This is a genomic window from Xylophilus sp. GW821-FHT01B05, assembly GCA_038961845.1.
In the GTDB taxonomy this organism is placed as follows: domain Bacteria; phylum Pseudomonadota; class Gammaproteobacteria; order Burkholderiales; family Burkholderiaceae_C; genus Xylophilus.
Genome location: CP152408.1, coordinates 2787169 through 2813673 on the forward strand (window position 1 = coordinate 2787169; position 26505 = coordinate 2813673).

Annotated in this window: 24 protein-coding genes; 3 read left to right on the plus strand and 21 right to left on the minus strand. The window is 62.6% G+C overall.

The annotated features are described in order from the left end of the window. Positions 1-19: 19 nt before the first annotated feature. The 9 genes from AAFF27_12945 to AAFF27_12985 form a co-directional block, all read right to left on the minus strand. Positions 20-2011, minus strand: coding sequence for a relaxase/mobilization nuclease and DUF3363 domain-containing protein (locus tag AAFF27_12945; GenBank protein ID XAH26036.1), 1992 nt, complete (start codon positions 2009-2011; stop codon positions 20-22). Positions 2012-2459: 448 nt separating this feature from the next. Next, positions 2460-3047, minus strand: a complete 588-nt coding sequence (locus AAFF27_12950; GenBank protein XAH26037.1) for a S26 family signal peptidase — start codon at positions 3045-3047, stop codon at positions 2460-2462. Then, on the minus strand, positions 3044-3601 hold the full coding sequence (locus tag AAFF27_12955) for a DUF2840 domain-containing protein (GenBank protein ID XAH26038.1): 558 nt from the start codon (positions 3599-3601) through the stop codon (positions 3044-3046). Before AAFF27_12955 ends, AAFF27_12950 begins: the two co-directional genes overlap by 4 nt. Next, on the minus strand, positions 3598-3867 hold the full coding sequence (locus AAFF27_12960; protein ID XAH26039.1) for a chromosome partitioning protein ParB: 270 nt from the start codon (positions 3865-3867) through the stop codon (positions 3598-3600). The genes AAFF27_12955 and AAFF27_12960 overlap by 4 nt, the downstream gene beginning before the upstream one ends. Continuing rightward, complete coding sequence (gene parA / locus AAFF27_12965) at positions 3864-4502, minus strand: ParA family partition ATPase (protein ID XAH26232.1); 639 nt, start codon at positions 4500-4502, stop codon at positions 3864-3866. The genes AAFF27_12960 and parA overlap by 4 nt, the downstream gene beginning before the upstream one ends. A gap of 265 nt (positions 4503-4767) precedes the next feature. After that, entirely contained in the window at positions 4768-5613 is an 846-nt protein-coding gene (locus tag AAFF27_12970) for a replication initiator protein A (protein ID XAH26040.1), read from the minus strand. 26 nt (positions 5614-5639) lie between these two features. Continuing rightward, positions 5640-5921: a helix-turn-helix domain-containing protein gene (locus AAFF27_12975; protein XAH26041.1), complete on the minus strand. Its 282-nt coding sequence runs from the start codon at positions 5919-5921 to the stop codon at positions 5640-5642. A gap of 123 nt (positions 5922-6044) precedes the next feature. After that, the gene (locus AAFF27_12980) at positions 6045-6815 is read right to left on the minus strand and encodes a DUF2285 domain-containing protein (GenBank protein ID XAH26042.1); all 771 of its coding nucleotides are present in this window, start codon (positions 6813-6815) and stop codon (positions 6045-6047) included. 365 nt (positions 6816-7180) lie between these two features. Next, positions 7181-7732 carry a DUF2958 domain-containing protein gene (locus tag AAFF27_12985; protein ID XAH26043.1) on the minus strand — a complete coding sequence of 184 codons (552 nt, stop codon included), beginning with the start codon at positions 7730-7732 and terminating at the stop codon, positions 7181-7183. A 118-nt stretch (positions 7733-7850) separates the two neighbouring features. Here AAFF27_12985 and AAFF27_12990 point away from each other — a divergent pair, with 118 nt between their 5' ends. Further along, positions 7851-8144, plus strand: a complete 294-nt coding sequence (locus AAFF27_12990; protein ID XAH26044.1) for a helix-turn-helix transcriptional regulator — start codon at positions 7851-7853, stop codon at positions 8142-8144. 308 nt (positions 8145-8452) lie between these two features. On the opposite strand, the gene AAFF27_12995 is transcribed toward AAFF27_12990, so the two are convergent. From AAFF27_12995 to AAFF27_13010, 4 genes are all read right to left on the minus strand, one after another. Further along, positions 8453-8767, minus strand: coding sequence for a DUF736 domain-containing protein (locus AAFF27_12995; GenBank protein XAH26045.1), 315 nt, complete (start codon positions 8765-8767; stop codon positions 8453-8455). 776 nt (positions 8768-9543) lie between these two features. Beyond that, positions 9544-9756 carry a hypothetical protein gene (locus AAFF27_13000; protein ID XAH26046.1) on the minus strand — a complete coding sequence of 71 codons (213 nt, stop codon included), beginning with the start codon at positions 9754-9756 and terminating at the stop codon, positions 9544-9546. A gap of 63 nt (positions 9757-9819) precedes the next feature. Beyond that, the gene (locus AAFF27_13005; GenBank protein XAH26047.1) at positions 9820-11865 is read right to left on the minus strand and encodes a ParB/RepB/Spo0J family partition protein; all 2046 of its coding nucleotides are present in this window, start codon (positions 11863-11865) and stop codon (positions 9820-9822) included. An 80-nt stretch (positions 11866-11945) separates the two neighbouring features. Further along, the gene (locus tag AAFF27_13010) at positions 11946-12773 is read right to left on the minus strand and encodes a DUF932 domain-containing protein (protein XAH26048.1); all 828 of its coding nucleotides are present in this window, start codon (positions 12771-12773) and stop codon (positions 11946-11948) included. Between the two features lie 982 nt (positions 12774-13755). Here AAFF27_13010 and AAFF27_13015 point away from each other — a divergent pair. Next, positions 13756-15864: an ATP-binding protein gene (locus tag AAFF27_13015; GenBank protein ID XAH26049.1), complete on the plus strand. Its 2109-nt coding sequence runs from the start codon at positions 13756-13758 to the stop codon at positions 15862-15864. A gap of 103 nt (positions 15865-15967) precedes the next feature. Next, positions 15968-16348 (plus strand): very short patch repair endonuclease, encoded by a 381-nt coding sequence (locus tag AAFF27_13020; GenBank protein ID XAH26050.1) that lies wholly within the window; start codon positions 15968-15970, stop codon positions 16346-16348. 6 nt (positions 16349-16354) lie between these two features. On the opposite strand, the gene AAFF27_13025 is transcribed toward AAFF27_13020, so the two are convergent. The 8 genes from AAFF27_13025 to AAFF27_13060 form a co-directional block, all read right to left on the minus strand. Then, positions 16355-17794 carry a DNA cytosine methyltransferase gene (locus AAFF27_13025; GenBank protein ID XAH26051.1) on the minus strand — a complete coding sequence of 480 codons (1440 nt, stop codon included), beginning with the start codon at positions 17792-17794 and terminating at the stop codon, positions 16355-16357. Next, positions 17791-19899 (minus strand): ATP-binding protein, encoded by a 2109-nt coding sequence (locus AAFF27_13030; GenBank protein ID XAH26052.1) that lies wholly within the window; start codon positions 19897-19899, stop codon positions 17791-17793. The genes AAFF27_13025 and AAFF27_13030 overlap by 4 nt, the downstream gene beginning before the upstream one ends. Positions 19900-20452: 553 nt before the next feature. Continuing rightward, positions 20453-22054 (minus strand): hypothetical protein, encoded by a 1602-nt coding sequence (locus tag AAFF27_13035; protein ID XAH26053.1) that lies wholly within the window; start codon positions 22052-22054, stop codon positions 20453-20455. A gap of 108 nt (positions 22055-22162) precedes the next feature. Next, complete coding sequence (locus tag AAFF27_13040) at positions 22163-23284, minus strand: PDDEXK nuclease domain-containing protein (protein XAH26054.1); 1122 nt, start codon at positions 23282-23284, stop codon at positions 22163-22165. Beyond that, positions 23281-24480 carry a tyrosine-type recombinase/integrase gene (locus AAFF27_13045; protein XAH26055.1) on the minus strand — a complete coding sequence of 400 codons (1200 nt, stop codon included), beginning with the start codon at positions 24478-24480 and terminating at the stop codon, positions 23281-23283. Before AAFF27_13045 ends, AAFF27_13040 begins: the two co-directional genes overlap by 4 nt. 221 nt (positions 24481-24701) lie before the next feature. Beyond that, positions 24702-25487 carry a peptidylprolyl isomerase gene (locus AAFF27_13050; protein XAH26056.1) on the minus strand — a complete coding sequence of 262 codons (786 nt, stop codon included), beginning with the start codon at positions 25485-25487 and terminating at the stop codon, positions 24702-24704. 131 nt (positions 25488-25618) lie between these two features. Next, a complete protein-coding gene (locus AAFF27_13055; GenBank protein XAH26057.1) occupies positions 25619-25903 on the minus strand; it encodes a BolA family protein in 285 nt (94 codons plus the stop codon). Beyond that, entirely contained in the window at positions 25900-26454 is a 555-nt protein-coding gene (locus tag AAFF27_13060) for a septation protein A (GenBank protein ID XAH26058.1), read from the minus strand. The genes AAFF27_13055 and AAFF27_13060 overlap by 4 nt, the downstream gene beginning before the upstream one ends. Positions 26455-26505 lie beyond the last annotated feature (51 nt).

Genomic DNA, 26505 nt, shown 5'->3' on the forward strand with positions numbered 1-26505 from the left:
GAGAGCGCCGGAATTTTGGTCAACCTGGCGAGATTCCACGCTTCAGGCTAACTTCCCAAGATGCTCCACCCGCTCGCACCGTGGCGGCAAGGGGTTGCCCCAGCCGCTGCTCGATCACTGGCTTCCACGGCACCAGGCTGAAACCCATGCCGTCATCGAGCATCGCGTAGCGCCCGCTGGCGAGCATGACGCTGCGCCGGTAGATACCGACCACACGCTGCCCATCGGCCACCGGACGATGCTCCAGGCCGGTTTCGGCGGCAATGTCCTTCGCAGCCTGCGCCAACTCCCGGTTGCGTAGCGTGCCCAGCAGGTTGCGCGCCAGGATCACCCGCTGCCCGCGCCGCTCGGCCAGCCCCTGTTCGGCCAGGAAGTCGGCGCGCTGCTGCATCGCCTGTTTTGCCTCGCCGCTAAAGCCTAGGTCGCCCAGTCCCTTGCCGCCGCCGATCAACTGCTGGTCGAGCCAGGTGGCCCCGATCACGCGCGCCTGCTGCTCGATGGGCAAGTGCGATTTCAGCTCCACGGACACGCCGCCCAGGCGCCGCGCGTCGTAGCGGCGGCCCTGCTCGGGCAGGTCGTCCGGTACCTTCCATAGCCCTTCGGCCACGCGCTCCACGATGCCGGCGCGGCGCAGGGCTTCCAGCCGGCGGACATGGGCTGCCACTACTTCCTGCGGATCGCGGCCCGGCATGGCCTGACCCTGCGCGATGACGAGGTGATGGTCAGTGCGATACAGCCCATCGTTCGCCAGCGCGGCGATGTTCCTGTCCGCCGCGCGCACATCGGCCGATCCCTTCACCTCCACCACGGCCCCGGTCGGATAGTTCGCCAGTTCGTCGCGGGCATTGAGTGCGACGTAGTGCGCCTTGCCGTCCACGCCGTCGATGACCAGATAGCCTCGGTCGCGTAGTTCGTCGGCCAGCCCCTTCGCGGCCACGCGGCCGAGGATGGTTCGGCCATCGTCGCCCGGCTCGAACACCGCCAGCTCGCGCGGCTCGCCGCGCATGGCCCGCTGCATGGTACGGATGATGTCGCCGCGTTCGCCCAGGGCGCGCAAGGTCTTTTCCGCATCGGCATGGACGGCCCAGGCGCCGGGCTGCGCCTCCTCGGCCAGGCCCAGGCGCTGCAAGCGTTGCAGGCGGCCGATCAGCAGCAGGCGCTGGCGTTGCAGCGTCGGTTCGTTGAAGCGTTCGATCTGCACCCGGCCATCCTTGCCGGCCTCGCGCTGCAACGTGCGGTCGAGGCTCGTCCACCGCTCTTGCTCCACCTCGCGCTGCAAGGTCTGCTGGATCTCCAGCTCGGTGCGCGGCCCCAGCCATTCGGTCGCCAGCTCAGCGGCGCGATGGCGGAAGCCGTCGGCGATGTAGTCGCCCGCGATGATGAGGTCTTTACCGGTATCGTCGCGCCCGCGCACGACGATGTGCGTGTGCGTGTGCGGGTTGTCGGTGTTCCAGTGGTTCACGGCCACCCAATCGAGGCCCGTGCCCAGGTCGGCCTCCATGCGCTGCATCAGGTGCCGCGTGTAGGTGCGCAGGTCTTCCAGTTCCGCGCCATCCTCGGGCGAGAGGATGAAGCGGAAATGGTGCCGGTCGTTGGCACAGCGTTCCTTGAAGGCGCCGAGGTCGGCGGCATCGGTCTGCGGCCCGTAGGCTAGGCCCGGTTCGCCATCGCGGCCCACACCGTCGCGCTCGATGTAGCGCAGGTGCTTGGCGAGCGATTGCGGGCTAGCTTGGCGCTGGTTGACTAGTAGCGTCTTGATGGTCACGCGCCGCGATAGGGGCGTCAGCTTCGCGCCCGCGAAGCGCGCCGCCGTGTGGCCGCGCCCCAGGCGCGAGCCGGGCCGCTGACCGGCGCCACGCGCCGAAGCTGGACGGCGCACCGTGGACTTGCCACTGCTGGCCTTGCCTGCCTGCTTGAGCACCTTGGACACGAAGCTCTGACCCTGGCCCTTGCCATGATTCTTCGGGGCACTGGGGCGCACGCGGAAATCGTCATCGCGGCGGTCGCTCATGATCGTTCTCCCTGCAAGCTCTGGCGTGTCCGGTCGTGCGAAGCACGCGGACATGCCTGCATCGACGCAGGCCTCGCGCCCCCGGCGGCACGGCGGCAAAGCCGCTCCGTGCCGCGCAATCCCCACGTGCAGACAGGCTTTCGACGCGGCCCAGTGCCGCGTCCTTTTGTCTTGCCTTCCGCCTTTGCCCTTCGCTGTCGCTCCGGGCGTCGGCGGCCCGGCGGTGCTGCTGCGTGAGCAGCCGGCCTGCCGGCGAACGCGCCAATGGCCGCAGGCCGGGCGCGTTCGAGGCAAGACGCCTGCACGTTGGACGGCTGTGCCGGATGTTGCGCGAAGTGCGGCGCGAAGGCGCCCGCACTGCACGCGCGACGACACGGCAGCAGCCAGTAGAACGACATGCCCGATGGCACGATGAGATGCACGGCAACGTGCAGCGAATCGGCGGCCATCATGGGCGCGTCTCCAGCCAAACCGGGTGCGCAACGCCGATCACGGCGGATGCGCTGACCGGGCCGAAATACCGGCTGTCGAACGATGCCGGATTGGTCACGCTCAACAGGAACAGTTCGCCCAGTTCGAGGTGGCGGCAAAGCGGCAAGGACGGCAGCGCCCGGCCCAGCCGGTCGGCAGGCAATACGGCGGCCGAAGGCACGCCGTCGATGCGTACCTGACCGGCGACGATGCAGACGTGTTGCGGCGCGACCGCGCCCACACGTTTGAGCAGCGGCACGCGCGTCGGCAGGTAGCCGCGCTGCGCAGCCAGCGCGGCGGCCGTGGCCGGCAGCGGCACCAGCACGATGCTGCCCACGGACAACGGACGTGGCAGCGAGGCGGTGCGCGGGTCGAACGGGTCGATGCGATACCAGCCGACCGCCACGCTGTCGGACGGGTTGTAGGTCAGGCGCGGCAGCGGCGACACGAAAGCCGCCCAGGCCAGCGCAGCGAGGCCGCAGGCGGTCAGGCCCGCCAGCAAGATGCGAGCGCGCAGGCGCGAACGAGGACGCGGCGAGGCGGACGAAGTGGAAACGGTCGTCATGGCAGCGCCTTCCCGGCGAGCCAAGCGACGTGCCGTTCGATGCTGTATTCGGGCAGCGGCAGGCGCGCCGCGAGCCGGTTGCCCAGCGTGCGCCAGTACGCGGGCGAGACGGCAGACGGGGCGATGCCCAGCGCCTCGGTGGCGTCGATGCGTTCCAGAACGGCGCGCACGCTGGCGTCGCCTTCGGCGTGCAGCAGCAGGCGCGCGCCTGGTCGCACGCCAGGGATACGCTGCAACGCATCCAGTGGCGTGCCAGCCTGCATCACCATCAACTGCCAGCGGATCGTGCCGTAGTCATTGGCCTGCCAGCGCACGCGGCAGAACATCGCACGCGGCACGAACACCGCGCAGCGCCGCCAGCGGTCGAGCTGGAGCGTGCGCGCCGGTTCGCCGAAGCGCAGGTAGAGCTTGAAGCGCGGTTCGATGTAGGCCAGCGATACGCGCGTCAGCGGCACATTGCCGGCCTGGCCGGCGAGTACCGCGAGCGACGGCGCAGCCGGAGGCGATGCGGCAGCCGTGGCCGTGTTCGCGGCGGGTGCAGCGGATGCGTTCATAGCGTGTTCTCCGTGCGGGTCTCGGGAAACTCCCGTTCCAGCAAAGCGCGCAGCAGTTCGGCCACGGTCACGCCCCGCGTGAAGGCCGACACCTTGATGCGCGCCCGCATTGCGGGCGTCACGTCGAGGGTCAGGCGCGCGGTGTAGAGGTCGCCCTTGTTGAGCGCATCGGCGTCGCCCTGGCGAATCCATGCCTCGGCGTGCGGGTTCGCGGGCGGCCGTGCGCCGATGCCGACGCGCTTGCTGCGTGGTGGCTTCGCTGTCATGTCGGCCACCGCAGCAGTTCATCCACCAGCGCGGCGATCTCGCGCGCGGCGGCGCTGTCCGGCGCCGTCTCGCGGGCGAGCCGGCCAGCGGCCACGCTGTCGGCGAAGACGATGCGCTGGTGCACCTCGGCGCGCAGCGCCGGCAGCGGCTGTTCGGCCAGCGACTGACGCGCCTCCCGACCGATCACCGTGGTGCTAACGCGGCGGTTGATGACGAAGGCCGCGCGCAGTGCAGGCCGAAACACCTGAGCCTCGCGGATCAGCGCCACCATCTCGGCGCTGGCCCACAAGTCGTAGGGGCTGGGCTGCACCGGGATCAGCACACGCTCGGCCGCCAGCAGCGCGGAGCGCGCCAAGGCGGCGATGCGCGGCGGGCCGTCGATGATGACGTGATCTGCCCGCCTGGCGAGTTCTGGCGCCTCCTGGTGCAGCGTTTCGCGGGCGAGGCCCACGGCGCTGAACAGCCGGGGCAAGCCTTGCTGGCTTCTGCGTTGCGTCCAGTCCAGCGATGAACCTTGCGGGTCGGCATCCAGCAGGATGACCGACTGCCCGCGCATCGCCAGTTCGCCCGCGATGTGCGTGGCGAGTGTGGTCTTGCCGACGCCGCCTTTTTGGTTGAGCAGCGCGACGATCATTGCGTGGCCCTCCATGCTGGAAAGCCAGGCTTTGCCTGCCGTGCGAAACGCTGTTCGCTGTGCCGTTCGGTGGTTGTCCACTGAATCGGCGCGCTTCTACTAAAAGTTAGAGATTTATAGTTAGGTAAGTTAGAGGGAACGCAAACCCGCGCCGTTATTGGCTTTCCCGCGTTTCCGTACTCCTGATAGCACGATAGGCGTACTCCTGATAGCACGATACCCGGTACTCCTGATAGCACGAGGCCGTCCACAGGCTTTACCGCAGTTATCCCCGTGCCGTGGGCGGCACGGGCCGGAAGGTCAGCAGCTCCAATCCTTCGTCCGGCATCGCCTCGATGCCGAGGACGTAGCCGGGCAGCGACTGCCGCGCCACAAGGACGCGCAGGTCGTAGGCGAAGTCCGAGAAGCGCGCCGCGCTGCCGGACTTGCGGTGCAGGTGCCGGAAGTCGAATTGCCAGCCGTGTTCCTGCCGCCCGCCGTGCTTGCGCACCAGGCGGTACAGCCAGCGCTCGATGCCGCCCTTCAAACGGAAATAGGCCGGGTCGATGGTCAGCACCAGGGCGGCGTCGAGCACGCCGGCATAGAACCAATCCGGCAGGATCAATTCGATGCCCAGCGGCACGCCGCTGGCGTCGGCCAGCTCGCGCCATTCGTTCACCCAGGAAAAGCGATGCAAGCGCCTTCCCGTGGTTTCGCGGATGGACGTGGCCACGCTGGTCGATTGCAGGCGATCCAGCGCAGCTTTCAGGCGCATGTAGTCGTTGAGGGATGTTCCTCGTCCAATGAAGCGCAGGATCTCGTAGGGCGTGGCGCGTATCCAGCGCGACGGGCGCATGCCCGCGTCGCGCGCTTCTACGATCTGTGAGGCGGCCCAAATCAACACGTCGGCATCCCAGATGGTGGCGATGCCATGCTCGGCCGTGCCCTCCACCCGGATGGTGATGCCGCCCGCTCGGAAGTCGATCGGCGCGGTGCGCCGCGACTTGGCGAGCGAGAAGAACGGAAAGGCCATCAAGTCCTGGCTGTCGCGCGGTGCCATGTCGCCCGGCAGCGCGCGGAACAGGTCGAGCTGTTCGCGCTGCGGCAAGGCTTGCCCTGGCGAGCTGGACATGGCGATGGCCACCGGCGATGAGCCGATCAGCGCGCACGGCTGTCGGCCGAATGGTTCTCGGCGTATTCGGGATCGGACGTGGCCTCGTAGCTGCGCGCATCGGCCCAGGCATCGAGGTCGCTCACGGCGTACATGACGCGCCGGCCGAACTTGCGGAACTTCGGGCCACCACCGATCACGCGCTGCTTCTCCAGCGTGCGAGGGCTGAGGCGCAGATACTCGGCGGCCTCGTCGTTGGTCAGGTAGCGTTGGGGCTGCGCGGGCGCAGCGACAGCAGCAGCGGCAGGCCGCAAGGGAGCAGGTCGCATGGGATGTACCTCCATCAAGCCCGGCCACACCACGCGGCCGGATAGAGGCACTTTCAAGAAAGCTAGGCTTCTTGCTAAGGGACGTTCTTCAAGGGACGCGAAACGTCCCCCCTCTTATCTCCGCTAGTGCAGCGGGAACGGCGGAAGCTGTGCCAGGCGGCGGTAGCCGCCGCGCATCAGCGCATTGCCACGGCGCACCAGCCGCCGCACGCGGGCACGCAAGGCACTGTCCTTGTGCCAGTCGGCCGCGACGGCATCCGCGCCGAACAGCCCTTCGGCCACCTCGCGCAAGGACGCGCCCGCCAGGGTCGCGTCAAGCGCCTGAAGCGTGTGCAGTTCCAGCAGCGCGCCAGGCGTAGGCCGGGAGCGGGCCGCCGCCGCAGGCGCGGCCCCGGTTGCGACGGACAGCGCATCCAGCCCGGTCGCCAGTGCGCGGTAGCGTGCGCAAGGCGCGGCACAGGCGCGGATGGCGTAGAGGTAGGCCATGCCGTCCTCCAGCGCAGGTGCGAGCGCGAGTTGCACGCAGCAGCCGGGCCATTGCGCCGTCAGCACAAGGCGTTTGCCGTCGTGGATCAGGTGCTTGCGTCCTGGGACGTTCCAGAACTCGAAGGCATCGGCATCCGGCGGCGGGTCACCGTCCGGGTAAAGCTGGATGACGCCATCATGGTCGGGGAACCACGATGGATGCGCGTCGCGGGCATCCTGGACGGGATCTTCCAGCAGGCGCAAACCCCAGCGATGTGCCGCCTCCGGCCGTCGGCGACGGCGCAGCCAGTCGCGTCGGTAGTCGGTGTTTCGGCGCAGGTATTCCCAGGCCAGCGCGGGGCCGTCCAGGTGCAGGACGTAGAGGTAGGCAGCAGTCGGATACCAATGCTCAGCGTTCGGTTCAGCCATGACGCACTCTCCCTGTCGTACAGCAGGAACGTCGCCAAGGATTCCGGCGTGCGAGAGCGATCAAACGGCCATCAAGTCGTCATCGAAATCGGGGTAAGCTGTAACGGTTGATGTCAAGTTCGCTCCGCTGCATTGCCAAAATCGTCTGAATGCGACGGCTGCACCGCCGGAAAATGGTGCGCAGCACTGGACACCGTGCCGCAGCCCGCACCAAGGATCATGACTGTTTCCAACACAGTCGCACCGCTTCGGTGCAAGAGTGCGGAATCAGACCCGCACGGTCTCGACTAAGACCGAAATAGTCACAATGCGCCCCGGCTGGACGCACTGCGTCGACCTGTCGCGGCAGGCCACGCACAGTTCGATCAGTCCATGATCGAACCGTTTTCCTCGGCCAGCCGGACATACTCCGACAGCGGGCGTGCCGCCTGGAAATACCGATCCCGCCGCACCGGCAGCTTGCGCGGGCCGACGATGCCGGCCAGGTCGGACAGCTTGACCGTGCCCAGCGCCGGCATCCCGATGCCGAGGTCGATCAGACCGTAGGCCGTGTCGCCATCCGCAGGATCGAGCGACACCAGCAGCCAGGTCGCATGCGCGTCCGGGGTGAACAGCCGCACCACGGGCAGCGGGTCGAGGTGCTGGCCGGCAGCGCGTGCCGCGCCGTGGGCCAGCAGTCGGGCGCATTCATCCGCGGTGACAAGCGGCAGGGTCACGGTCGGAATCCCCATGAAACCGAGGATGCGCGGATGCGCTTTTCTGCCGAAGCGCAGAACCGCCGAACCGTATCCGTGCATCCGTGCGCAAGCACCGATACGTAAACCATCGCATCCGTAGAAGAACGGAAGCGTACAAGCGGAATTGTAGAAACCCGGAAAGACACGGATGCGATTCCCCGGTTCTGTCGGAATCCGCATCTGCGGATTTCCGTAAAAGCACGAAAGCGAGCCTTTCAGCCACGAATGAACACTTTAGATTGTAGCTCTATTGTGTGCAATTGGCTGTCATCTTGGTTTTTACGGGGGAACCAAGTTGGTGGCAGCGAAACACTCATTGGCGACGGCCATACGGACAGTCAGGAAAGCGCGCGGCTTGAGCCAGGAAGCGTTCTCCGACGTGTCCAGCCGTACCTATATGAGTTCGCTGGAACGTGACTTGAAAAGCCCGACCATGCACAAGCTGGTCGAGTTATGCGAGGTCATGGAAGTGCATCCGCTCACGCTGCTGACGCTGGCCTATGCCGGCGACAGCACGCGCAAGACCGATCAGCTTCTGGCGCAGGTGCGGCAGGAGCTGGAGGCGGTGTTGAAGGAGCGCGATGCGCCGTAGGCGTATCGCGTGGATTGCCCTGCAAGCGGCAGCGCGCAGCGCAGCAGGCGCGAAGGCGTGAGGGATTGAAGCCGCATGGCCGTGACGGCGTGCCGGCACGGGGCGCCGCCCGAAAGCCCGGCGGCGCGTGCAGCGCCGACACGCCATATCCTGTGCATGCTGTCCGGGGCTTCGAGCCATCCGGCCGTCACCGATGCAATACCGGCCTTCGACGTACTAGAGTGGAGTGATTGCCAACACCTCGTGCGTGCGGTGCTGCGATCAGCAGCATCACGCCCCGCCGGAAGGCGGGGCGCTGCGGGCGGCCGTCAGGCCGCCTGGGGCTTGCTGCGCGACCAGATCAGGTCGTGCGTGCCGTCCTCGCCTTCGATCAGGCGGGCATAGACCGTCGCCGGGAACGAAGGATCGTCGAGGGTCACGGACACGTAGGGCCGTTCGGCCTTGCTGACTTTCTGCCACCCCGCGCCGATGTCGTGGCCCGCCGCCTGCACGCGGAAGTCGGGGGCGCTTTCGTTGTCGCCCTTGTCGTTGGGAACCAGCTTGACCTTGACGTTCAAGGTCAGGGTGCGGAGCGTGCCGGTGAAGCCGTCTTTCTCTGCGGTGAAGGTGCCGATGTTAGCCATGATGATTTCTCCTGCGGGTTAACCAAGGTCGCGCCCATCGCGTCCTTGTTGTGATCCGTCCGGCGGGGGATGGGCTGGCCGCACCGCTTGCGGTCGAAACGTAGTGGAGAACCTGGAAGCGAAAAGAATTTGTCCCGCGAGGAATGCGCGCAGCGCAGGGGAAATTGTTTTCGCTGGAAGGTTGCGGCCATGAAGCCCAAGGCGCAGCCGTGCCACCGCCAGGATTCACAACGAGACAAGGACGCAGGGGCCGACCGTCCCGCCAAGGAGAGATGGCCGACTCGGCATCCCCGCATGACGGCTGCACCGGCTCGCGCCCTGATGCGGGCCGGGTCAATGCCCCAATGACCGAGTGGAAGCGCTCCTGCCGCAGCCTTGGGCGGTGGGCTTGAGGCGTGGTGTGGAAGCTCCATAGCGAGGCCGGGCGGCGTGTCCGTGAACCGTCCTTCGTGACGTGGTTGCGCTGAACCGCCAGCGTCGAGGACGGCACGCTTTCGTGCAACCTGTCGCAGCAGGCCACGGCGTAGCAGGCCCGCGTCCCGCCCATTGCGGCGGGGCGTTATCCGGATCGCGGCGTGTAGCGCCGCCACATTGCTGGCCTTGGCCGTTTCTCGCGTGCTGGCCCGCATGCACGCGGCCACGCCGCCGTCTGGTCGAAGGCGGCGGCGTGGCGATTTTGGCTTTTGGGCTTTGACACCGGGCGCGGCCACTGCCGCGCCCGGATTTTTGACCACCAGCCCCAGGCCGGAACGGTCTGGGGCTGGTGCGATTGGGGGTTATTCCTTCGTCTCGATGATCCACCAGATCGAACGCGGCAAGGGCTGACCGCTGATCGGGTGCATGTCGGTCAGGTCGGCGCGGGCCGTCCAGCCGCGAGGCGGACGATAGCTGCGCACGTCGCCGCCGCCGTGCCAGCGGCGGGCGCGTACCGTCCCGGGGGTATAGACCGCCGCCATGTGCGGGCGGGCAGTTGGGGTCGGGCTGTTCATGGGAAGGCTCCGGGCTTGCCGAAGCGCCCCGGCCGAAACCGGGGCGCATGGCGGTGGCGAAGGTCACGCGGCCAGCGCGTGAGGCTGCGTCTCGTCGTCGGCGTCGATGGCGTCCGGCTCGTCATCCGCCACAACCTGCGGGGCGTCCTGCGCGCCTTCGGCCTTGAACACGGTTGGCATCCAGCCGGTGCCGTCCGCCAGCCGTTCGGCTTCGCTGGCAATGTCGCCTTTCTTGAGCTTTGCCAGCCGGGTGACGTGCGACGGCGCGAACGCGCCCACGGCTTCCAGAATCGCGGCCTTCGGCACATGCCGGAAATAGCCCTCTACGGTCGGCTTCCACCATGCCGCCATGTCCAGCCCCACGGCCTGCGCCAGTTCCGCGCCGGGCTGGCGCTGCGTGGCGCGAAGCGTCACCACGTCCACCGTGGAAGCCACGCATACCGCCAGCAGCCGCACCAGGTCATCTTGCGGCTTCGCCAGCAGCACCGTGAGCAGTTCGGCGCTGTCCTGCGGCAAGGCTTCGCCCGCCACCTGTTGCAGTTCGCGCAGCGCCACGGCGGCGGGCGATTCGGGCCAGTCCGGGGCCATGCCTTCCAGCCGGTCTTGCACTTTCAGGCTCACGCCCAGCGGCAGGTCGTGGCCGTAACGGTGTTCCTGCAATACGCTCTGCACCATGCCATGCACCACGGCAGCCAGCGCGACTTGCGGATGCCGGGCGACTTCGATTTGCAGCGCGGCGGTACGGTGCGCGCTCAACCGCTGCGCCAGCCGGTCGGACAGGCTCGCGGCTTTGGGCTGCTCGGCGTCCTCGCCTTCGTCGTCGTTCCCGGCTTCGCTTTCCTCGCTGCCGAAACCCTGCCGCAAGCGTTCCAGCGTGCGCAGCGCCTTGGCTTCGGCTTCGCGCAGCAGCCCGCGATGAATCACGGCTTCGCCGCTGCGGTCGAGGGTGATGATGGCACCGGCCACAGCGCGCACGTCCGGGGCGTAGCCCTGCAAGGCTTCCTCCACGGCTTGCAGTTCCCCGGCGACCTGTTCGCGGCGCGCTTCCAGCGCCTCAGTCTTGTCCTCGTCTTCGGTGTCATAGACTTCTTCCAGTTGGGCGTCGATCTTGTCGAGGCGGGATTGCAGCGTAGCGATGCGGCGGGCTTCGCGGGCATTCGGTTCGCGGCGCTGGCGTGGCGCATTCTGGAACGCCTGCCGCTCGGCGTAGCTCATGTGCGGCACGGCTTCGACCCACGCCCAACCCTCGGCGCGCACGTCCCCGGTCAGCGCATCCAGCTTGCCGCGCACCAACGTTTCCAGCAGCGCGGCGTCGGTCAGGTAGGTTCCGGCATCACCTTCCGCGAACAGGTCGTGGCGGATGCCGCCGCCCGCCACCGTGTAGGCGTCCAGCCCGGCGAAGCGCACCAGCGGATGCATGGCGTCGATTTCGCGCTCGGTCAGGCGTTCGCGCAGCGCGGACGCACCACGCTGCCATTCGGGCGCACCGTAGAACACGGCTTCCTGCGCGGCGTGGTCGTCGGTGATGGTCAGGGCCATCAACTGTTCCAGCGTGACGGCTCCGGCCCGGTAGTCGGCCAGCAGGCGCGGCGAGACGTTGGCCAGCTTCAAGCGGCGCTGTACCACCAGCGGGGACACACCGAAGTCGGCGGCAATGTCTTCGATGGGACGGCCTTCCTTGACCAGCGCGGCGAACGCCTCGAACTGGTCGGCAGGGTGCATCTGCTCGCGCAGCAGGTTTTCCGCGAGGCTGACAGTACGGGCCGAAGCGTCGGGCACCAGCAGGCAAGGCACCTCAAAGTCGGCGGCGATGCGCTTCTTCTTCGCCAACAGCTTCAATGCGGTCAGTCGGCGGTCGCCGGCCACCACTTCGTATTGCTCGCCATCGGCGGCAAGGATCACGACGAGATTCTGCAGCAGGCCGATGCGAGCGATGCTCGCGGCCAGTTCGGGAATGGACAGGCGCGGTGTCTTGCGTGCGTTGCGCTTGGAGCGGCGCGGCAGCAACTGCGAGAGCGGAACCAAAATCAGGTTCTTGGTCGGGTCGGCCACTTCCAGCGGCGCGGCGGTTTCGATGGCATGGGCTTCGGCTTTGGTAACGGCGTTCATGGTGATAACTCCAATCAGTTGAGGGATGCAGCAGCGAGAGAAGCGGCAAGGGCTGCTGCCTGCCCCTGCCGCGTGGGGATTCAGGCTTTCAACTGGCGCAGACCATCGGCCAGCAGCCAAAGCGCGCGATTCAGTCGGATGTTTTGGTCGATGCCATGCACCGGACGGGTCTGCTGGCGGCGTCCGTTGGCGCTGCGCCCGCGCAGGCCGCCTTGGGTCAGGTTTTCTTGCGTGCGGTTGAACACGCTCCACAAGTCCGGGCGGCGGTCGTCGTGGCGGCGCGGCATCAGGATTTGCGATTCCGTGACAGGCGCGGGCTTGTCGGGGTCGTCGTACTTGAGGGCCAGTGCGGCACGGGCGAACACTTCGGATTCGCCATCGTTCAAGGTGATGGCGCGCATGGCATCGCGGGATTCCTTCACCCGGTCGAAGCCGCTCAACACTTCGTAAGCGCCTTCGATGACGTGTCCGGCTACGTCGCCTTTGTGGGGCACGCGCACGTCCGCCACCGTGTCGCCGCAGACAAGGCCATTGCTGCACACAAACCGGAACATCCCGGCCAGCATCTGATAACTGCTGGTGCCGTCATGGGAGTTCAGCAGCACGATTTCATTGGCTTCCGCGCCGTTGATCTGGCTCGCGTGTCGCAGGCGCAGCATGTGTTTGGTGTAGTCGCGGCGGTCGTCGTGCCGCACGCGGGTCTGCGCTGCCATGAAGGGTTCAAACCCCTCCTTGCGCAGTTCCGCCAGCACGGCGGCGGTGGGGATATAGGCGTACCGCTCGGAGCGGCTTTCATGCGGGGCGTCCGCGAATATGGACGGGGCCACGCGGCGGATTTGATCGTCGGACAACGGGTAATCGCTGCGCAGCGACGGGGAACGAGAAGCGAATCGGGATGCGAGTTGCATTGCATTTCTCCTGACGAAAGGGTTTGCTGTTCAAACCGCACACCGGATTCCTAGATTCGGAAGCCCAGCCTTTCGGCTGTTCGGTGCGGTCGGCACGAAGAACCCGGTTGGCCTCGTTGCCGCCGTCTTTCCTGAGTTCATCGCCCGCGGCCAAAGGAGCGCGCGGACGGGGGCCGTCAAGGAGGCAAGCGCAGGGTTGGTGCGGCCCGCAGGCGTAGCCGAGGACACGGCCCTGCGCGCCTTGACGGCACACGGAAGTGGGCTACGGTCGCGGGTAAGGTGATGAAGTCAGGGGAGACGGCTGGACAGGCAACGGCCGTCCCTTTGTGCCGACCGCACGCAAGCGAAGCGCGCAGGCCCGGATCGAGGAATCCGGGCCGGAGGCGTCAGCCGAGCGGAGCGAGGGAACGATGGAAGCCCGAAGGGGCGAGACGCCGTAGGCGGCTCGATGCGCTACGCACGACAGCGCGACCGGCCAGCTTCCTTGGCCGGGGACGTCCCTACTCAGCCACGAGATTCGACAAGGACGGAGACGTCTGCGACGAATTCATGCGCATCTCATGGTCTGGCCATACTGACCCTTGTATCGATCGCTGTTGCATCCAGCACCCACCTCATCATCATCGTTTCGGCGGAAGCCGGATCGTGCGAAGCGAGCTCGAACGCTTGGACGAGGCGCTGCTGCGCCTGTCTACGAATCGCCTGACCACAATCCGTGTTGGAGGTCGACTTGCCTGGGGCGTGGCGAGGGCTAGCGTCATCCGAAACTGCCTCCCGACCCGTGGCTCGAAGACTCGGCACCGCCCGACGACCATTCAGCGGACTTATGATTCTGTAATATGTGACAAAGCGTAGGAACGGTGAGCCACCCTCATGAGAATTCATCTCGGGCGGTGGCGAGCTTTTTCCGGCTACGTTACATGCAGGATCGCCATGATGGATTCGACACCAGGATCAAACAGACAAAAGGTTAAGGGACTACATGAATCAGCCGACTTCCGTGCAACCCCTTACTCTTCGATTCGCACACAACGTCATCGAGCATTTGGGCTTAAAGCTGTACCAAAATAAGCCAACGAACGTTCTGGCAGAGCTGGTATCAAATTCATGGGATGCCATGGCATCCAATGTCTTTATTGATTTAGACGTGTCCGAGCACGGAACGCCTGAAGCCATCAGCGTGTACGACGATGGTCGCGGCATGAATAAGCATGATCTCGTCACCAACTACTTGGTGGTTGGTCAGCCAAAGCCCAGACCAACGCCGGCGACTAGCGGCCCCGGTGTTCGGTATCCAATGGGACGGAAGGGAATCGGCAAGCTTGCGCCATTTGGGATTGCGCGAATTGTCCATGTAATTACCGTTCGAGACGGAATCGGGATGTGGCTCCGATTCGACTATGGGGCGATGCTGGTCGCGGAAAGCCAGGATTCCTCAACCACGGCTATATATGCACCTACCGTCTTAGCAGACGAAATTTCTTTCGATGACATCTCATCGGACCAAGAACCTGCCATACAGAAAATTCTTGATAATTTTAAATTGGCAATTAGGCAATCAAAGTCAGGCACGTTGATTTACGCGACTTCGTTAACGCTTAGGAAACCGATTTCAACGATACAACTTCGAGAATCATTAGGGCGTCGATTTACCGTCACCCTGGCACGGCATGACTTCAACGTCCACGTCAATGGTGGTCTATTGGCTGAAACGGATGTTTTCCCAGAATGGGAGCTTCGGATACCCGATCAAGACATGTCGGAGCATATCGTTACGACGCCCGTAGGTAACAGGTCTATAAAATTCTGGGTCGGCTTCGTCAAGGCAGCAAGTTGGTCGCAAGAGGAAGCGGGCGTCGGTGTTTATGCGCATGGGAAAATTGCGCAAGACCGCCCCTTTTTCTTTGGCGTTAAAGGGCGGGAAATTTTCTCGCGCTACATGTATGCAGTGGTCGAAGCAGATTGGATTGACGAGTTGCAGCAAGATACGATCTCCACTGATCGCACGAGTGTCAATTGGGAGGATTCCGATCTGGAATCTCTTCACGCTTGGGGCGCCCAGTCTGTCGTTTCGTGGATCAACTCTTACGAGCAGCGAAGAAAAGAGATATCCAAAATTGAAGATGTCACGCTGGTTGAGGGTTTTCTTGACAACACTCCCGGCATCAAGCTGCGGACTTCCGAGAAGAGCCATCTAGTCGATTTGATTAGCGACGTAACGCCTCGCCTCGGAAAAGACCGGGATGCCAAAGTTCGTCTCATTGAGGCCGCTGCGAAAGCATGGGTGCATGAGCCAGCTCGGAAATTAATAAAAGAGCTTTGGACTCAAGTCACGACGTTTGAACCATCAGCATTCGTGTCGTCAGTCAACAGGCTGAGCGATGAGTTGGTTCCAGAGAGTCTGTCGCTGGCAGTGGCATTTTCTTTACGCGTTTTTGCTTTGACACAGCTTCATGGCCACATACTAAAAGGCCAGGAAACTCAACTTCAGCAACTCATTGAAAACTTCCCCTGGATACTTCATTCGAAGTACGAGCGCTTCGTTTATCGAAGATCGCTTGCCAACATCGTCAAAGACGAAGCCGAGTTGATCGCGAAGCGGAATCCATTCCCCCCTATTCCCGCCGACAGAACCTTGCCTGACTTCGTTTTCTTTGGCACGGCTGAAGACCGAGAAATACTCGTGGTCGAACTCAAAGGTCCAGGTGATATTGCAGAGAATGAGGAGTACCAGCAACTCCATTCGTACGTTCTGTATCTTGCATCACGCTTCCAAAGCGCGAAGGTTTCAGGCCTGCTCGTGTCGGGTGGCCATGCTCCTTATCTCTCCAGCTATCGCTCGCAAGCCATAGACTTTGAGAAATGGGATGACGTTCTTCTCCGATCAAGGCGCGGTCACATGGACCTTCTTACGGCGCTATTGGTTGGAACTGATCCGGTTGGTGACGATGCACGTATTCAGCAGGTTTGCGAGCTGGGCGGCCAAGCAGTGCAGGAGTTCCTCACGCAAATGAGTGAGCGGGAGCCATTGCTCCGTGAGCTCGTCAACAGGTTAAAACCGGTTCCCGGAACACCGACACCCAAAGTCTAGTGGGGTGCGAAATGCGGGTAGCTGCGACAGAGGAAGCAACATGCCAATGGAGCATGAAACAAAGCCCGCATACGTCGGCGTAACGGCAGCTACGCGACTCCGTATGCAAGCCGTGCGCCGGCATGACACCGCACCGGAGATGCTGGTTCGTCGCTTGTTGCACGCGATGGGGTACCGATTTCGTCTACATCGCAAAGACTTGCCCGGTTCGCCGGACATCGTGCTACCTCGTCACAGGAAGGTCATTTTGGTTCACGGCTGTTTCTGGCATGGGCACGAGCAATGCAAACGCGCAAAGCGCCCAACCAAAAATGCCGAAACGTGGCAGGCCAAGATCGACGGCAACCGGATTCGTGATGCGAAGAACGTTGCAGCACTTTACGAACTTGGATGGGACGTGCTGGTCGTCTGGGAGTGTCAGATGCGAGACCAAGCGTGGCTAGCCACGCGCTTGCGCGAGTTCCTCCCAGATCTCAGGGGCTGACCGCGATCACTCCCCAAGTTTCACGGATGCAGAAAGCTCCACCTGCTTTTTCGATGGTGGTCGCCGCATCAGCGGTTTGGCAGCATGGTCGAAATAGCTACGAGGATCTTCCCGATCATCCTTCTTGGCTGCTGCAGCAAGCTTCGTCCAGCCTTTCAGACATCGTTCATCGCTCAATGTCATGGGCGCGCGCTCCCACTGTCGCTTCAGGATGCCATGGAGCACTTCACCATGCAATTTTGTGAAGGCGGGTGGAACGGCTTCGCCGATCATTTCTCGCACGTTCGTGTGCCCCAACTTCTTCAGCGCGTCTCCCCATTTGAAGTCCTTAGGAAACGTCTGCAGCAAAGAACATTCGAGAGGGCTGAGCAGTCGGTTCTGAGTCGGGTGAATCGTGTAATCGCTGCCGATGTGGCCGCTTGCAGTGGTCACAGTCGCAGCCGGCCTGTCGCTGTGCATACGCCGATAACTGCTCTTGAATCCTTTGACTAAGCGATAACTTCCATCGTCTTCTTTGACTATGGGCCGGAGGAGCGGAGCATTGCATTGAGGGCACGTGACGGTCTCCGGCAAAACCTTGACGGGACCGCAATGATGACAAACATCGTTGTCCCACGCACTACGTCCGGTTGCATGAGGGATCGCCGCGACCATCGCGTAAATGCGCTCGTCCCATACCGGAACCGAGTGGAAGCCCGCATATTCATTGGCAGATGCAGCCTCCGAGCTTGCTGCATCCAAGGCGGGCAGTTCGAAGCTTTCGAGCGCCTCCGAAAGCGTGATTGGGCGGGCGTTCCCCACGTCGGGTGCATGCGTTGCCCGGGGAAATGGTGTACGGCCGATTCGGAGCAACTCCTTGAGGCCAGGCAAATCCTTGCGAACGAAGGTCAGGAAGGCGCGATTCCGAGACTGGGGAATGCCAAAGTCACACAAATCGGTAACCAAAGGGAATGCCACGTAGTCGTCGGCAAGTGCCGTGATCAGGTAGTTGGCTGCTGAAACCGGCCTCTTGTCCTTGGGGTGATGCACCTTCCGCGTCAGGAAGGCTGGGACGTTTTCGACGACGAGCAGTGATGGCTTCAACTCCAGCGCCACGTTGGCGACGACCGTCACCAGCAAATTGCGCTCGTCCTTCGATCCGGCTACGGCATCGTCGTGGCTACCCTTACCAGAACGCGCGGAACTCATTCCCTGGCACGGTGGGCAGGCGCATAGCAGCGCCGGGCGGGCTTTGCCTGCTCGTGCGCGATACTTCTTAATCACGGTCTTCCAAGTTTTGCGGAGGTCGCCTGCCACACCTTCAGCGCCTGGATGGTTTAGGAGGCAAACGTCGAGTCGACGTGGGTCGAGTTCAGCCATCACATCGAAACGGAAGCCCGCCTCGCGATAGCCGACATCACCAGCACCGCAGTTGGAGAAAAGGCTTATTGCTCGCAGCTTACTCATGCCTTCTTCCCTTGGTGTTTTTCAGCGCCCAGATCATGTACGTCAAGGAACTGCTCATGAACCTTCTTGGCCCGAGTCAAGAAGTCTCGCCACGACATGCGCTTCACGCGATTCGACTCGACGAAGCCGCCGAAGGCGTGCCTGTTGGAACTCTTCTTCAGCTTCTCACCATCTGCAACTAGATCGATGCGCCATGCCCTGTAAAACTCTGCCACGGTTTCTTGGTTCTCTTTGAAAAATTGGTCGAACGCATCAACGTAATTGATCAGTCGATCGAAGTCTGTGTCATCGAAAGCATGCCCAGCCTTCTTGATTTCTACGATGTGTAGGAGGCCGTCAATACTCACCAGCGTGAAGTCTGGGCGCTTGGCTTCCTTGTCGATAGCAAGCACAACATCTGTGCCATGTGTCCGCTTCCAGAATTTTTCGAACGCATGCTTGAAGTTCTTCAAGCTCTGGTTTTTTGTGATAACCGTCCAAGACGGTTCGATGAGCCAAGGTGCCTGCGCGATAAGCGCTTGGAACTGGTTCTCATCCATTGACTCGTCAATGATCTGCTGCAGGTCTTTGATCACCCGTACGCGTTGAGCGGCAATCTGAGCGTACGAGGCGAGTTCCGCGATCTGCGCCTTACTGAAGATGTCCAGCATCTGGTCCATCGAAGCTTCACCTTTAGTTACCTGATTGGTGAACTCGTGGAAGGCCTCCATGAGCGCCTGATGCGGCGCGACCGAAAGGATGATCTGGGAAAGGTCTTCAACGTAAACGTCATCACCAAGTTCATCCTCGGCCGCAAAGCCGCCAAATTTCTTGGCTAGATCAATGGCTACACGAGCCACTTGTTTATCGCCAAACCGCTCGCGCGCCCTGTCTTCGATGCCAGACTTCCGCAGGAATTCATCGCGCACACGAACTCGGCGCGGTTCACGCGAAGTACGAGCGATCTCCTTGATGAGCTCGGCCCCCCAGCGTCGAAGCTCTTCGCCGTAGTCTGAGGACCAAAGAATGTCTTGGCGGTCGGTTCGGACGAGATCGTCGCCATTGTCGAGATCAAGCCATTCCGCCTCGACTTGGCCCACCAAGTAGGACCGCATGGCGAACTCGCCGGTAAAGCCGGCAGGCTGATTAAAGTCACGTGTCACACCCACGATCTTGCCGCGAGCGTAGATGCGCACACCCATCATTTCTTCGTTCTTGTACGCCTCCTTCGCCATGCCGAGCCAGCCTGTAACGGGCAACGTAGAACCATCGTCGGCAATGACCGGACGGCTGGCCAAATCGATCCTTGAGCCTGGCAGCAACGGTATGTCCAGCGGATTGACCTTAACTGGCTTTGCGCCGTCGATAGCTGTATCGACAATCAGAATCTTGAAATCTGGCTTCGCAAAAGTAAATCGCACTGCCAACTGACGCAAGAATGTTTCTTGCTCTGGGACGCGCTTGGCGAGAAAGGAGGTCAACCTAATGCGGGTTCCGGACTTCTTGCTCCAGCCGCGATCTTCACTACCGACATTGAGCGGAACCGCCTCGTCATCATCCGTGACGATTTTGTCGAAATCCATGAAGAAGTGCGTAATGGCATAGCCGTTTTTCGCCTTGGGTCCGCCTGCGGACCATACCTCGATACGACGGCAAATTCCGAAGGGCGCTAACTTTCCGATGCCCTTGCGTCCCATGACGGGCCGCTTCTTTTTGCGCGACCGTGCGCCGTCTTCGGTCTTGCGGGTGCGGCGGTCGGCGCCGACTCGCAAATAGAAGCCGATAGCTTCCTCGGGAGTCATACCGTGGCCATCGTCTTCGACCTCAATAACGAAGCCAAGGTCTTTCAGCTTGCCTCCTGCTTGTGATGCCAGTTGGAGATTGAGTGGGAGACTGACGGTGACAGTTTCGGCATCCGCATCGTAGCCATTGGAAATCAGCTCTGCGACTACTGCACTAGCCTTGTCATAGAGCTTGACGCCCAGTTTGTCGACGGTAAGGCGCGAGATGCGAAGCTGGTACGGAGATGCCTTCGCCGTCTGCGTATTGGCGGCCGATGACGCCCCGACGGATCGGCTCAATTTGCCGCCACCGGCCGGCGCAACACGGCGAGAAGATGTAGCCATCGGCAACTCCAGGTTGTGCCGGCCGCAGCCTGCCGCCGAGCTCTCTTGTTGTATTGCACGCGCGCATACGACGCACACGGTATTATCGCATGATCGCCGATAGGAGCCGACCATGTCCACTGGGACGAGCAAGGGGCGTCAAGCCAAGAAGCCAGGCCACGCCAAGCCGGTGGTTAGGCGAGCGTTTTCGATGCAGGAAGCCGATGCCCACCTAATTGAAGCGCTCCGACTTCGATGCGCTGCCAATGGCATGCTGATGAATCAGAGCGAGGTCGTCCGGGTTGGCTTGCGTGTGTTGGCTGAGTTGACTGACTCGGCGCTTTGCGAGAAGGCAGCTCGACTAGAGCGGCTTACCGCCGCGAGTCGTGAAAAGGCAACACTACGTTAGCTAAAGCTGATCGCTCAATCCAAATCACTCAGTTCGCAAATCTCGTTGTGAGAGATGCTTGTATCGACAGGCGCCGCCCATCGCTTCAAGCATGATCGATGAGCCGCTGAATGCCGGGTTGTCTTTCGGCGCGAGCGTGCGGTAGAGCTGCGTCAGTTTTTGTCATCACGCAAGCGCGCAGTCCAAGGCTTCCTTGAATCGCGCTGCTTCATGTCTCATCCTGTGGTCCATACGGCCGAACACATTCCGAAGCTCGACCCGATAGGAGGTTTCTGTCGGAAAATCTGTGCCTTCGATCATGCTGGTCATGATTGATGATGCGACGTCAGCCAGCCTGCGATCTCCATGTAGTTTGGTGTGACTGCGAATGGCGACTTCTAGCAGGTAGGTCTTGAACGATGCAGAAATCTTTTCACTTGGAATGATGTCTTGCAACATTGAACCCAGCACCTTGGTAGCTTCTTTGGAAATGAAGTGCCGGTCAAAGCCATCGGCGCTGCGCGTGGCCTTTGGTATCTCTGCGTCGTCAATGTGCGCACACTGTTCAGCCCAATCGGTGGCGACGCTGACCAAGCGATAGAGAAGATAGTGAAATGGCGTCGGCCACTCTTGGTAGGCGTCTTCGTCAGGCGGCATTGGCATCTGCTTGAGGATCTTTTCCGCGAAGTGCCCGAAATAGTGCAGCCACATGTGGTCTTGCAGGCCCTGATGGATGCCCTCGTGGACCATGATCTCAAAGAGCGTTATTCCAGCATTGATCGGGCAGCGAAATCTTCCCCCGTCGTAGTAGGAGCCTAGTGATTCGTTGAGCTTCTCGACCAGCTTGCGGTCTTCGTCCAGATGTCGGCACACCGCTTCGCCAATGGCCCTCTCGAGGCCATTCTTTATCGCCGCAGCGGCTTCGGAGAAAAAGAAATGGAGCAGTCGATTGTTCTTCGGCAGGAACAGGCGACTCCCGCCATTCAGATTCTGATTGTTCTTCAGCTCCACATAAAGGCGGCTGCCTGGCGCATCAAGCAACGCATCCATGTAGTTTTCAATGAAGTCAGAGCGTATCGCCTCGTCAGCTTCAAGGAGCTTGAGGCAGAAGTGTGGGTGGGCCACGGCCAGATGGACGGTAAGCTCAGGAGATGTGACCAGATTCAAGAGGACTTCGCGGGCCTGCGTGCTGGCGTCGTCACGCGTCAAGATCCAGGACTTCAAAGATTGCAACGCGGTACTCCAGCGCTGCCGCCAAGCCGGCCTTGCGCGAGGTACTTCCCCGCGCAAGAGTGCAGCCATGTCGATGTTGGGTGGGTCGAGACGATCGACCCAGCCAGCAATCAGCGACTGCTGCTTGGTCAGGAGAATCAGCTTCGGCAACTGCGGTTCGACCAGCAGCACCAGTTCGTCATAGCGTTTGGTGAGATGCAGGTTCTCAATCAATTCGCGAAAGACGCGGATTCTTCCCCGGACCAGCATGGGAGATCTCGTTCGCCAGAAGAAGTAGACGACGAGGGAGAGAAGGAGCAGGTAAACCGCGCTCGAACTATCGAGCCCCCATTTCCACGGCCCCAGGCTGTAGTACAGGCCGAGCCTTTCCAGGGCGGAAGCAAATACCAGGTAGTGGACGAGGAGAAAGACGATGGCACAGATGACCCAATCCCACCAGGCCATGCAAAAGCGGAGGCGAAGCCTGCTAGTGGGAGAGATCAGTGCCCAGACCGCGGCAATAACGCCCAATATGGTCAGCAAGCTGGTGGTGTCAATTTGGGCAGAAGCCGTCATAGCGCGGTCTATCTCATCCTTCCGTGTATTGGCAAAGATTACATGCACTTGGGGACAGGGCTGGAATCATGCGCCGGCGGGTGAGCGCGGCGCTCCGGCCCCGGTCGCTCATCGTTGGAGAGCCTTCATGCTGATCTCACCACGAGACTCCAGCATGAGCCGAGTGTTCTCAAGCTCCTTTTGCAGCAACTCGGCATCCGGCAGCACCATCTTGTAGTTCGCCGCCATGACCTTGCTGGGCAAGCCTTCCAGCGCATACCGCGCCAAGGCGTGTCCCTTGTCGGCACAGAGGATCAGGCCCACAGGCGGGTTCTCGTCCGCAAACGTCCAATGCTCCTTGGCATAGTTGCAATACAGGTGCATCTGGCCCACGTCGGCATGGGTCAGCGCACCGAGCTTCAAGTCGATGATGACCAGGCAGCGCAGCCGACGATGGAAGAACAGCAGATCGACCCGATACCAAGTCTGGTCGATGCGCAACCGACGTTGCCGCCCGACGAAGGCGAACCCATCGCCCAGTTCGAGCAGGAAGTCCTCCAGCCGCCGGATCAGGGCTTGTTCAAGGTCGGACTCCGAATACTCGTCCTTGAGGTCGAGGAACTCCAGCACATACGGGTCTTTGATCGCGTCGTCGGGGGTGACAGCATCCTCGGGATTCGGTAAGGCGCCCTTGACCAGCATCGCCGCCTTGTTCTTGGACAGCGCCGTGCGCTCGTAGAACTGGCTGTTGATCTGCCGGTCAAGCTGGCGCACGCTCCATCCGCCGCGCAGGGCTTCGACTTCGTAGAACTGGCGAGCGTGGTCGTCCTTGACCGTCAGCAGCCGGACGTAGGCCGACCACGGCAGCGTGAACATCTGCGCCAGTTCAGCGAGGCCCAATTTCCCAGACACCGTCTGGGAAATTGCGGAACGGGGGTACGCGACGAAGAAGCGCCGCATGCTCTCCAGGTTATTCACGCCGAACCCGCGGCCGAACTGCGCGGTCAGGTCGGCGGACAGTCGCTCCATCAACTGTTCGCCGTAGCCCGCGCGCCGCTTGCCCCGTTGCTCGGCTTCGACGATGCGGCGACCAATCTCCCAGTAGCTCGCTGTCATCAGCGCATTGACGCTGCGGGCCGCCGCGTGGCGGGCGGCATCGAGCAGCTCGACGATACCGCTGTGGATGCCGGCATACTCGGCCGGCAAGGCAGGGCGAGTTTGTCCCGCCGCCGCAAGCGTCTTCTCGTTCATGCCGTTGCCTCCGCGGGGCGCGATGCGCCTGTGATCGTCTTGCGGCGGTTCGCCACTAGCTCGGCCGCCTTGCGCACCGGATCGTCTTCGGTGTGGACGTAGCGCATGAACATCGCCACGGTCTTGTGCGCGGTCAGCGCCATGCCGACCTTGACCGGAATGCCCGAATTGGCGATGTCGGTGGCCGAACGATGGCGGATGCCGTGCGTGCCCACGTGGGCCGCGCCCGCCGCCTTGAGCGCGCGGCTCCAGCCGCCGTAATACTCGCCTGTGGTTAGGTGCTTGCCGGGATGGTTCGGGGACGGCAGCACGTAAGGAATGCCTTCCTGCCGCGGCGTCGTCGAGAGCAGCCGGTAGGCTTCCTCGCTCATGGGTTTGGACATACCGCCCGTCTTGCTGTCCGGCCAGACCACACGGCGGTTGTCCAGGTCCACCCAATCCCATTGGAGCGTCACGATTTCGGAACGGCGGCCGGCGAACTCGAATTGCAGGCGGATCGCCAACGGGATGACGTAGCTCTCCAGGCCCTCAGCCTCGATGTGCTCCAGTCGCCGAAAGAGCTTGCCCATGTCTTCGTCGCTGATGAGGTGGGTGGCTTTCCCGTTGGGATACATCGGGACGTGGCGGCAGGGGTTGGTGCCGTCCGGCCGGTGGCCCCACACCTCGGCCAGATTGAACATCTTGCGCATCACGCTGAAAGCGCGGTTGGCCTCGGCCGGCTTGTGCGCCATCTTCTTCATCGCCGTGGCTACGTCCGGCCGCTTCACGTCCTGGACCTTCAAACGGCCCAGCATCGGAACGATGCAACGGTCGATGACGGCCTGATATCCGCGCTGGGTGCTGGGCTTGTTGCGCTGCTTGGAGTAGTCCTCCATGAACTTGGTGCACAACTCCTTGACCGTGGGCGCGGCACGGGCGGCGGCCTTAGCCGCGCTGGGGTCGCCGCCCCGACGCACCTCGGCCAGCCACTCCTGGGCCAGCGAGCGGGCCTGCTCAACGGTCAGTTCTCCGTACAAGCCCAGGGCGGGCTTGCGCCGCTCGCCAGCGTTCGTGCGGTACTGGAGCATGAAGACCTTGCGGCCCGCTGGTGTAATCTTGCACAGGAAGCCGGGCACCAACGTGTCCCGGAGTTCGATGGCCTGCGCCTGGGGTTGTGCAGCATCGACTGCGGACTTGGTGAGCTTGAGTTTTGCCATGATGACTCCTCGGGAAGACCCGATTCCCAAGAGCCATGTGGGGGCCAGCAGAGGGGAAGCCGGGTCAGGTTTCGGAAAGCACCGGCATATGTTGGACTCGCCTAAGTTATTGATAAACCTGCTGTATCGGGCCTCGGCGTAGTCCAGCGAAGTTCGGTGCTGGAGTCATGGTGAAATGAAAAACGGCCCCGAAGGGCCGTTCATCAAGGGCGCGGGAGCGCTTACTCGATCTTGGCCTTGGCGCGCAGGTCTTCCTGGTACTTGGCCAGCTTCTGCTGTTGCAGTTGCTGCTGCAGTTGCGGCTTGACTTCTTCGAAGGACGGCAGCTTGGCGTCGCGCACATCGTCCAGGCGGATGACGTGCCAGCCGAACTGGCTCTTGACCGGGTCGGTGGTGGTCTCGCCCTTCTTGAGCTTGATCAGCGCGGCGGTGAATTCCGGCACGTAGCTGCTTGGGCTGGCCCAGTCCAGGGCGCCGCCGTTGGCACCGGAGCCGGTGTCCTTGGACTGCTTCTTGGCGATGTCGTCGAACTTCGCACCCTTCTTCAGGCGGGCGATGATGTCCTTGGCGTCGCTTTCCTTCTCGACCAGGATGTGGTGCGCCTTGTATTCCTTGCCACCGTTGGCTGCGACGACCTTGTCGTACTCGGCCTTGGCTTCAGCGTCGGTGACCGGGTTCTTCTTGATGTAGTCGTCGAACAGTGCGCGGATCAGGATGGTCTGGCGTGCCAGCTCCAGCTGGTTCTTGAAGTCGTCGCTGCTTTCCAGGCCGGTCTTCTGGGCTTCCTGGATGAAGACTTCACGGGCGATGACTTCGTCCTTGATCTGCTGCTGGATCTCGGGGGTGATCGGGCGGCCCGACTTCTCCACCTGCTGGGTCAGGACGTCGGCGCGCGACTTGGGCACGGCCTTGCCGTTGACCACGGCGATGTTCTGGGCGAAGGCCGGCAGCGCCAGCGCGGTCATGAGGGCTACGGCTGCAAAGCCGGACGCACGGGTTTTCTGCATGGTTGTTTCCTTGAGAGTCCTGGGGGTTTCGAAGGGGAGGGGGGAGAAACGCTGCACTACCGAAGGCGCTGCGGCGAAGGGACGGCCGTAGGGCCTGGGGAAAGAGGAAGGGTTGGCGTATTGCAACGGTTTCAAAGTATTTCGATTGCCAGCGCATGTACGCCCTGGTCAATGAAATCACGCAGGGCATCATACACAAGCCGATGCTGCGCCACGCGCGGCTTTCCGGCGAATCCGGGGGCAGCAATGCGGACCCGGAAATGCGTGCCAAAACCGCTGCCGTTGGCACCCGCATGGCCGGCATGCGCGGCGCTTTCATCGAGCACTTCAAGCTGCGTGGGCGACAGCGCTTCGACCAGCCGGGCACGCAGGCCATCGGCGGTCAGAGACAGTGAACCAAGCGTGGGCGTACTCATTCGGGCTTGACCTCTTTGGGCTCTTCATGGGTCATGTAGCGGCTCAGGTACAGCGCCTGCGCGATCACAAACACCACCATCAGGCCCATGCCGCCAAACAGCTTGAAGTTGACCCAGGTGTCGGTGTCGAAGTGGTAGGCCACCCACAGGTTCAGGCCGCCCATCAGGGTGAAGAACCCCACCCAGCTCCAGTTGGCCACGCGCCAGGCGTGCTCGGGCAGCTGCATCTGCGAGCCCATCACCGACTTGAGCAGGTTCTTGCGGAAGAACAGCTGGCCGGCCATGAGCGCCGCGCCCATCACCCAGTACAGCACCGTGGGCTTCCACTTGATGAAGGTGTCGTTGTGCGCGATCAGGGTGGCGCCGCCAAACAGCACGATGACGCCCAGGCTGACCCATTGCATGGGCTCGATGCGGCCATGGCGCCAGCGCAGGTAGCCGATCTGCACGATGGTGGCCGCGATGGCGATGCCCGTGGCCGCGTAGATCCCGTACAGCTTGAAGGCGGCGAAGAACAGGATGATGGGAAAGAAGTCGATCAGCAGTTTCATGCGGCGCGGAGTGGTCCTTGAAGGGTCCTGGAGAAGCCAGGGGACGGGCGA